This window comes from Pseudomonas sp. RL (genome assembly GCF_000647775.1).
Classification (GTDB): Bacteria; Pseudomonadota; Gammaproteobacteria; order Pseudomonadales; family Pseudomonadaceae; genus Serpens; species Serpens flexibilis.
Genome location: NZ_JBOY01000045.1, coordinates 1 through 8837, shown reverse-complemented (window position 1 = coordinate 8837; position 8837 = coordinate 1). Strand labels below are relative to the sequence as shown.

The following is an 8837-nucleotide window of genomic DNA, read 5'->3' as shown; positions in this document are numbered from 1 at the left end:
GGGCGGACAACGCTTCACCTGTCCGCCGCTGCGGTGTCGGGCCGGTGCCTGGGCTGGCGGACAAGAACGACGTTGTCCGCCCTACGCCGGCTCTACGGCGGACTACCGGGCGTCAGTCTGGCCGAATGCCTGACCAATTCATTCGGGCTTCTTGATTGCCATCAAGCAGGATCGAAAGGGGCGGTTCCTAGAATGGCCATGCCAAGCCAACAGGAGGCGTCACGATGTCAGAGACCTTCACAAAGGGCATGGCCAGGAACATCTACTTTGGAGGAAGTCTTTTCTTCATCCTGGTGTTCCTGGGCCTGACCTACCACACAGAAAAGGAAATACCAGAGCGCACCAACGAGTCGGAAATGACCGAAGCGGTGGTGCGCGGAAAACTGGTCTGGGAGCAGAACAACTGCATCGGCTGCCACACGCTGCTGGGCGAGGGTGCGTACTTCGCGCCGGAGCTGGGTAACGTGTTCGTCCGCCGCGGGGGTGAAGAAGCCTTCAACAGCTTCCTGCATGCCTGGATGAAGGCCCAGCCGCTGGGTGTTCCGGGTCGCCGTGCGATGCCGCAGTTCAACCTCACCGAGCAGGAAGTGAACGATATGGCGGAGTTCCTCAAGTGGACTTCGAAGATCGATACCTTCAGCTGGCCGCCGAACAGGGAGGGTTGATCCATGAACCTCTTGAACCCGCATTTGAAATTCCAGTCGCAGAAGGTTGCGCTGCCGTACTTCGTGTTCGCCATGATCCTGTTCGTGGGTCAGGTGCTATTCGGCCTGATCATGGCCACCCAGTACGTCATCGGTGACTTCCTGTTCCCGGCCATTCCGTTCAACGTGGCGCGGATGGTGCACACCAACCTGCTGATCGTCTGGATCCTGTTTGGCTTCATGGGCGCCGCCTACTACCTGATTCCGGAAGAGTCCGACCGCGAGCTCTACAGCCCGAAGTTGGCCATGATCCTGTTCTGGGTGTTCGCCGTCGCCGGCGTGCTGACCATCCTGGGCTACCTGCTGGTGCCCTATGCCGGCCTGGCCAAGATGACCGGCAACGAGCTGCTGCCGACCATGGGACGGGAGTTCCTCGAGCAACCGACGATCACCAAGATCGGTATCGTCATCGTCGCCCTGGGCTTCCTGTTCAACATCGGCATGACCATGCTCAAGGGCCGCAAGACCGCCATCAACGTGGTCATGATGACCGGTCTGATCGGTCTGGCCGTGCTGTTCCTGTTCTCCTTCTACAACCCGGAAAACCTCACCCGTGACAAGTTCTACTGGTGGTGGGTGGTGCACCTGTGGGTGGAAGGCGTGTGGGAACTGATCATGGGCTCGATGCTGGCCTTCGTGCTGATCAAGATCACCGGCGTGGACCGCGAAGTCATCGAGAAGTGGCTGTACGTGATCATCGCCATGGCTCTGATCACCGGCATCCTTGGCACGGGTCACCACTACTTCTGGATCGGCGCACCGGGTGTGTGGCTGTGGCTGGGTTCGATCTTCTCGGCCCTGGAACCGCTGCCGTTCTTCGCCATGGTGCTGTTCGCCTTCAACATGGTGAATCGCCGTCGTCGCCAGCACCCGAACAAGGCTGCTTCCTACTGGGCCATCGGCACCACGGTGACGGCGTTCCTCGGCGCGGGCGTGTGGGGCTTCATGCACACCCTGGCTCCGGTGAACTACTACACCCACGGCACCCAGCTCACCGCCGCCCACGGCCACCTGGCCTTCTACGGCGCCTACGCGATGATCGTCATGACCCTGATGTCCTACGCCATGCCGCGCCTGCGTGGCCTGGGCGAGGCACCCAGCGCTCGTGCGCAGAGTGTCGAGCTGTGGGGCTTCTGGCTGATGACCAGCGCCATGCTGCTGATCACCCTGCTGCTGACCGCCGCCGGCGTGGTGCAGGTCTGGCTGCAGCGCATGCCTGCAGACGGCGCCGCCATGTCGTTCATGAACACCATGGACCAACTGGCCGTGTTCTTCTGGCTGCGTCTGGTCGCCGGTGTGATGTTCCTGGTCGGCCTGGCCTGCTACCTGCTGAGCTTCCGCCAGCGGGCCGAGGCCACGGTACAGGCTCCGGCCACGGCCTGAGTGACGCGTTGAGGTAAGGCAGGGCGGCCCGGCTGGAACAGCGGGCCGCCCTGTGGCGTTTCAGGGGCGATCGTTCGCCTCGTCAAGCAACACAAGAGGATTCTGTCATGGCCTTCAGCGTTGAAGTCGAAGAGTGGGTCGGCGGCATCTGGCACCGTTTCATCACGCGGCGTGCCAGCCCGGAATTCCCCGAAGCCCGGGTGGAACTGGCCGACATGCAGCGCTCGCTGGCCGTGCTGTTCCGCGCCTTGGGTGGGGCCAGCGGTGTCGAGCTGGCGGCCGCCAGCGCCCGCGAACTGCTGCTGCGCCGCAGCCTGCTGCAACAGGTGGCCGGCACCTGCCAGCAGGCCCCCGTGGCCTGGTGCGACCCCGGCAACCTGCGCCTGCCGGCCAGCCTGGCGGTGTTCCCGGATGTGGCGCTGAACCGCGAGTTGTACCGCTGGCTGGCGCTGCTGGCCGCCCACGCCGGACCGATGCGCCACTGGGGTCGCGACAATCAGCGCTGGACCGCCGAACTGCTGGAACGCTACCCGGCCCTGCGCAAGCGCTACCAGCGCCTGGTGGAAGCCTTGTTGCCGCTGCGCCCCGCCCCGGAACAGATGCCTGCCGAGGAGGCGGCGCTGGAGCGCGCCCTGCGCCAGGCGCTGCGCCAGCCCGGCAGTGTGGATAAATTCCCGCGCAGCGAGCGCTCGCCCTGGCCGTTGCCGTTGTGGCTGTATCCGCCGCAGCGCCTGGACGACCCGCAGGCCGCGAGCCTGGAGGACAGCGAGGAGGAAGAAGGCGTCGGCCTGAAGCCGCCGAGCGAGGAAGGCAAGGCGCCGCGCAAGCGTGCCGAGCGGGTCGAGGAAAACACCGGCAAGGGTGGCCTGCTGCTGTTTCGCCTGGAGAACCTGTTCAGCTGGTCCGAGCACGTCGACCTGGACCGCTGCGGCGACGACACCGAAGACCTGGACGCCGCCCGCGTGGCCGACGATCTGGATCACCTGTCGGTGTCGCGCAAGCGCTCCAGCAAGGGCGGTGGGCTGAAGCTCGACCTTGACCTGCCCTCCGCCGAAAACGACGACGTGCCGTTCGGCGAGGGCATCCGCCTGCCCGAGTGGGACTACCGCAAGCAGGCGCTGGTCGAGGATTACGTGCTGCTGCAGCCGATGCTGCCGCGCGACGCCGAGCCGAAGAGCCTGCCGCTGCACCTGGCGCCGCTGGCGCGCCGCCTGCGCCGGCAGTTCGAGCACCTGCGCAACGACCGCCAGTGGCTGCGCCAGCAACCCCAGGGCAGCGAACTGGACCTGCAGGCCTGGCTGGATTTCCACGTCGAGCGCGTGCACGGCCAGTGCGTCGAGCGCGGCCTGTTCATGGACATGCGCCAGAGCCGCCGCGACCTGGCCTGCCTGCTGCTGGCCGACCTGTCCATGTCCACCGACGCGCACCTGGACGACGAACACCGGGTCATCGACCTGATCGTCGATAGCCTGCTGCTGTTCGGCGAGGCGCTCAGCGCGGTGGGCGACCCGTTCGCCCTGTACGGCTTCTCCTCGCTGCGCCGCAACCAGGTACGCCTGCAGGAATTGAAGACCTTCCGCCAGCGCTACGACGACACCACCCGTGGGCGCATCCAGGCGCTGCGTCCCGGATACTACACGCGCATGGGGGCGGCGATCCGCCAGGCCAGCCGCACGCTGGCGGCGCGGCCGCAGAAGCGCAAGCTGCTGCTGCTGGTCACCGACGGCAAGCCGAACGATCTGGATCTGTATGAGGGCCGCTATGGCGTGGAAGATACCCGCCAGGCGGTGATCGAAGCGCGGCGCCTGGGCCTGCTGCCGTTCTGCATCACCATCGACCGCGAGGCTGGTGACTACCTGCCGTACATGTTCGGGGTGAACGGCTTCACGCTGATCCACGACCCGAAACAGCTGCCGTTCCGCTTGCCGCAGCTGTATCGGCAGCTGACCCAACCGTAGGCGGGACTGCAGCGTAGGGCGGACAACGTTGTTTTTGTCCGCCAGGCGGCAGCTGGCCCGGGCGTTGCGGCGGGGCACGCGACGGCGGACAGGTGAAGCGCTGTCCGCCCTACCGCTGAGCCCGGGCACCGCTCACCGCGAGGCCGGCGATGTACCGGCAGTTGACCAGCCATAGGCGGGACTGCAGCGTAGGGCGGACAACGTTGTTTTTTGTCCGCCAGGCGGCGGTTGGCCGGGCGTTGCGGCGGGGTACGCGACGGCGGACAGGTGAAGCGCTGTCCGCCCTACAGGGCACCGCTTACCGCGTGGCAATCCAGATCAGCAGCCCCGCCTGGAACAGCGCGAACGCCACCAGGCAGGTGACGGTGAAGCGCAGGCCGCTGTCTTCGCGCTTGAGCCAGGTGATGCGTTCCTCGTGCTTGCGGATCAGCGCTTCCTGATCGCGCAGCTGGGTGTCCGCCTGTTCCAGCATGGCGGCGCAATCCAGCTCGTCGAGCACCTGGACCTTGTCCGGGTTCCACTCGGCCTCCAGCTCGCTGACCCGCTTGGCCCCGTAGGTGGCGCGCAGTTGGCCCTCGTCCGGGTACAGCACCTCGAAACCCTGCTGGCGCAGCGCATGGTCGCGGCGCAGGCGGGCGTCCTCGCTGAGCATGTTGCGATAGGGCAGGTCGCCGGACTTCACCGCGTAGTGCGACCACTTCTGCTGCGCCCACTCGATGGCCTGGGCCAGCAGGAAACGTCCCAGGCCACGGTTCGGCGGGTCGATCTGCAGCGGCTCGAAGCGCATTTCCTTCTGCTGGTGATCCAGCCAGACATCCAGGCGGTTCTGGTCCTTCTTCAGCGACTGGCCGGGCAGCTCGACGCTCAGGCGCAGCAGGCTTTCCTTCTGGCTGTGGCGCTCAATGCGCGAAAACTGCGCAAAGCGCAGCGGCCGCGCGCCGGTGGCCCGGTCGAAAGGCTGCGGATACAGGCGCAGCAGACAGTAGGGCTCGGGCGCCAGCAGTTCCCAGGGATGGCCCTGGGGCGCCTGCGCGTCCGGCTCGGCCGGAGCGGCCGCCTGCTGTTCGGGTTGTTCGGGAGTGTGTGTGTCGGTCATCGGAAGGCCCACAGACTATCTGCACCGCAGTTATCGGCAGAAGGTCGGCAATCTGCAGTGGTTTTTTTGCAGAACCCGATGGAGTTGGCAGTCCGCAACGGGCAGCCTCGCAGGCGGGCTCTCGGGTATACTGCCGGCCTTTTCCAGAGGCTGATCGCGGAGCATCAGGATGTCCGGCAATACCTTCGGCAAGCTGTTTACCGTTACCACCGCCGGCGAGAGCCATGGCCCGGCCCTGGTGGCTATTGTCGATGGCTGCCCGCCGGGGCTGGAGCTGTCGCTGGACGACCTGCAGCGCGACCTGGATCGCCGCAAGCCGGGCACCAGCCGCCACACCACCCAGCGTCAGGAAGCCGACGAAGTCGAGATCCTCTCCGGCGTGTTCGAAGGCAAGACCACCGGCTGCCCGATCGGCCTGCTGATCCGCAACACCGACCAGAAGTCCAAGGACTACTCGGCCATCCAGGACCTGTTCCGCCCGGCCCACGCCGATTACACCTACCACCACAAGTACGGCATCCGCGACTACCGGGGCGGCGGCCGCAGCTCGGCCCGCGAGACCGCCATGCGCGTGGCTGCCGGCGCCATCGCCAAGAAGGTCCTGGCCAAGCTGGGTGTTCAGGTGCGTGGCTACATGAGCCAGCTCGGCCCGATCGAAATTCCCTTCAAGACCTGGGACGCGGTGGAGCAGAACGCCTTCTTCTGCCCGGACCCGGACAAGGTGCCGGAGCTGGAGGCCTACATGGACCAGCTGCGCCGCGACCAGGATTCCGTGGGCGCCAGGATAACCGTGGTCGCCGAGGGCGTGCCGCCGGGCTGGGGTGAGCCGATCTTCGACCGCCTGGACGCCGAGCTGGCCCACGCGCTGATGAGCATCAACGCGGTGAAGGGTGTGGAGATCGGCGACGGCTTCGCCGCCGTCGCCCAGCGGGGCACCGAGCACCGCGACGAACTGACCCCGGAGGGTTTCCTCTCCAACCACGCCGGCGGCATCCTCGGCGGCATCTCCAGCGGCCAGCCGATCGTCGCCCATCTGGCACTCAAGCCCACTTCCAGCATCACTACGCCGGGTCGCTCCATCGATGTGCATGGCAATCCGGTCGAGGTGATCACCAAGGGCCGTCACGATCCGTGCGTGGGCATTCGCGCCACGCCCATCGCCGAAGCCATGATGGCGCTGGTGCTGGTGGATCATCTGCTGCGCCACCGTGCCCAGAACGCCGAGGTGAGCGTCTCCACCCCAGTGTTGGGACAACTCTGACCCTGAGTCCGCGAGCCTGAAGCCGGGCAAGCGGCTCCGGCTCGCACATTCGGCTGAAGGCTATGGATTCCGCGCTCCCGTATTGGCGTCTCTCCGGTTTTTATTTCGCGTACTTCGCCCTGCTCGGGGCGACCGCGCCGTTTCTCTCGCTGTATTTCGCCCACCTCGGCTTCTCGCCCGCGCGCATCGGTGAACTGGCGGCCATTCCGCTGCTGATGCGCTGCCTGTCGCCCTTCGTGTGGGGCTGGCTGGGCGACGTCACCGGGCGTCGGCTGGCGATCGTGCGCCTCGGCGCGGTCTGCACGCTGCTGGCCTTCGCGCTGATCCTGTTCGACAAGAGCTTCATGTGGCTGGCCATGGTCATGGCCCTGCATGCCTTCTTCTGGCACGCCATCCTGCCGCAGTTCGAGGCCATCACCCTGGCCCACCTGCGCGAACGCCCAACCTTCTATAGCCGCGTGCGCCTGTGGGGCAGCATCGGCTTCATCGTTGCGGTGGTGGCCCTGGGCTGGCTGTTCGACTGGTTGAGCCTGGACAGCTTCCCCGCCGCCATGCTGGTGATCATGCTGGCCATCGTCGCCACCGCCTGGCGCGTGCCGGACGCCGCACCGTCCCCCAGCAGCGACACCACCGTGCAGCTGGGCTTCTGGAAACTGCTGTGGAAACCCGGCGTGCCGGCGTTCTTCCTGTGCGTGGTGCTGATGCAGGCGTCCCACGGCCCGTACTACACCTTCCTGACCATCCACCTGGAAAACCTCGGCTACCCGCGCGGCACCATCGGCCTGATCTGGGCGCTGGGTGTGGTGGCGGAAATCGGCGTGTTCATGGTGATGGCGCGCATCCTCGACCGCTTCTCGCTGCGCCGCGTGCTGATGTTCAGCATGTTGCTCGCCGCCGTGCGCTGGCTGCTGATGGGTTACCTGGCCCAGGAACTGTTCGTGCTGCTGACTGCACAGCTGCTGCACGCCGCCAGCTTCGGTTGCTTCCATTCCGCTGCCGTGCACTTCGTGCAACGCGCCTTCGGCATCCGCCACCTGGGTCGCGGCCAGGCCTCCTATGCCACCGTGTCCGGTATGGGCGGCGCCCTGGGTGCCCTCTATGCGGGGTACAGCTGGAGCGCCCTGGGTGCCGGCCCCACGTTCCTGATTGCCAGCACCGGCGCGGCGCTGGCCGCTTTCATCATCGCCAAGCGCCTGAAGGAAACCCCGCACAGCGCCCCGCCGGTCTGATTTACCAAGAGAGAGTTCGATGAGTGTTCTGAGCGTTTACAGCGTCGCCATCCCCGAAGTGCCGAGCAAGATGCTCATCCACGCCGACGACATCGCCGCCACCCTGGCCGACGTGGGCGTGCGCTACCAGCAGCGCGATATCAAAGGCGACGCACGCCCCGGCGCCAGCGAAACCGAGGTGCGCGCCGGCTACGGCGCACTGCTGCAAGACGTCGCCGGCGAACTGAACCTGCCCGTGCAGGACATCCTCAGCCTGGAACGGGACAGCGAACAGACCGCCGAACTCAACGCCCGTTTCGCCAACGAACAGACCCTGGCCGCCGAACAGGCCTGGCTGTTCCTCGGTGGTCGCGCACTGGTCAGCCTGCATATCGGCAACGAAGTGTTTGCCTTCCTCGGCGAGCGCGGCGATCTGCTGAGCGTGCCCAAGGGCGTGGCGCATTGGGTGAGTCTGGGGGCCGAGCCGCATTGCCTGGCGGTGCGATTGGCGCCGGAAGGTATTGCGCCGGAAGAAACCGGCGAGATGATCGCTGGGCGGTTTTTTGGGGTGGAGCATTATTGCTGAATAGGCCAGCCATGTAGGGCGGTCGGCGCTTTCCCGGCCGCCGTGCGCACCGCGCCGGCGGCCAAGAACCACGTTGTTGACCTTTAGGTTTGTACAACCGCTGCCGGAGCCGGAATGCATCGCGCCTACCTCGACACCGAATTCACCGACCTCAATCCCTACACCTACAAGCTGATCAGCCTGGCCCTGGTCGTCCCTGGCGGCCCTGAGTTCTATGTCGAACTCACCGACCACTGGGTCGAGGCCGAGTGCTCGGACTTCGTGCGCGAGATCGTCTTGCCGCAGTTGGATCTGAATGTCCACGGACGTACTGTGGATCAGGCGCGAACCGAGCTGCGGGCGTTCCTGCTGGCGCTCGGGCCGGTCGAGATCGTCAGTGATGCGGTGATGTGGGACTGGCCATTACTGGTATGGCTGGCCGGCCCCGAAGGCTTGCCGGACGGGGTGACGGCGGGGCGGATCAGCAGCGATATCGAGTTCGATGATCTGGGCTATGAGCCACCCCACCATGCGCTGCAGGATGCCCGCTTACTGGCTGCGCTGGTGGGCGGCCTTGCGGAGTTTCCTTAGCCACCGCCCGCATACCGCTCCCACAGATAAACCGCCGCATACGCCCGCCACGGCCGCCAGGCCTCGGCGCG

Annotated in this window: 8 protein-coding genes; 7 read left to right on the top strand and 1 reads right to left on the bottom strand. The window is 66.1% G+C overall.

Going from position 1 to position 8837, the window contains the following annotated elements; all coding sequences use genetic code 11:
- Positions 1-224: 224 nt before the first annotated feature.
- The 3 genes from AS93_RS0108300 to AS93_RS0108290 all read left to right on the top strand — a co-directional run bounded on the left by AS93_RS0108300 (position 225) and on the right by AS93_RS0108290 (position 4045).
- Positions 225-665, top strand: coding sequence for a cytochrome c (locus tag AS93_RS0108300; protein WP_027590186.1), 441 nt, complete (start codon positions 225-227; stop codon positions 663-665).
- A 3-nt stretch (positions 666-668) separates the two neighbouring features.
- Positions 669-2087, top strand: coding sequence for a cbb3-type cytochrome c oxidase subunit I (locus AS93_RS0108295; RefSeq protein ID WP_027590185.1), 1419 nt, complete (start codon positions 669-671; stop codon positions 2085-2087).
- Positions 2088-2194: 107 nt separating this feature from the next.
- The gene (locus tag AS93_RS0108290) at positions 2195-4045 is read left to right on the top strand and encodes a VWA domain-containing protein (RefSeq protein WP_027590184.1); all 1851 of its coding nucleotides are present in this window, start codon (positions 2195-2197) and stop codon (positions 4043-4045) included.
- Positions 4046-4343: 298 nt separating this feature from the next.
- Here the strand turns inward: AS93_RS0108290 and AS93_RS0108285 are convergent, their stop codons facing one another.
- Positions 4344-5141 carry a hypothetical protein gene (locus AS93_RS0108285; protein WP_027590183.1) on the bottom strand — a complete coding sequence of 266 codons (798 nt, stop codon included), beginning with the start codon at positions 5139-5141 and terminating at the stop codon, positions 4344-4346.
- Between the two features lie 169 nt (positions 5142-5310).
- Between AS93_RS0108285 and aroC the strand changes: the two genes are divergently transcribed.
- The 4 genes from aroC to AS93_RS0108265 all read left to right on the top strand — a co-directional run bounded on the left by aroC (position 5311) and on the right by AS93_RS0108265 (position 8766).
- Positions 5311-6402 carry a chorismate synthase gene (gene aroC, locus AS93_RS0108280; RefSeq protein WP_027590182.1) on the top strand — a complete coding sequence of 364 codons (1092 nt, stop codon included), beginning with the start codon at positions 5311-5313 and terminating at the stop codon, positions 6400-6402.
- Positions 6403-6464: 62 nt separating this feature from the next.
- Positions 6465-7631: an MFS transporter gene (locus AS93_RS0108275; protein WP_027590181.1), complete on the top strand. Its 1167-nt coding sequence runs from the start codon at positions 6465-6467 to the stop codon at positions 7629-7631.
- 19 nt (positions 7632-7650) lie between these two features.
- Positions 7651-8196, top strand: coding sequence for a hypothetical protein (locus AS93_RS0108270; RefSeq protein WP_027590180.1), 546 nt, complete (start codon positions 7651-7653; stop codon positions 8194-8196).
- 114 nt (positions 8197-8310) lie between these two features.
- Positions 8311-8766, top strand: coding sequence for a Smr/MutS family protein (locus AS93_RS0108265; RefSeq protein WP_027590179.1), 456 nt, complete (start codon positions 8311-8313; stop codon positions 8764-8766).
- Positions 8767-8837 lie beyond the last annotated feature (71 nt).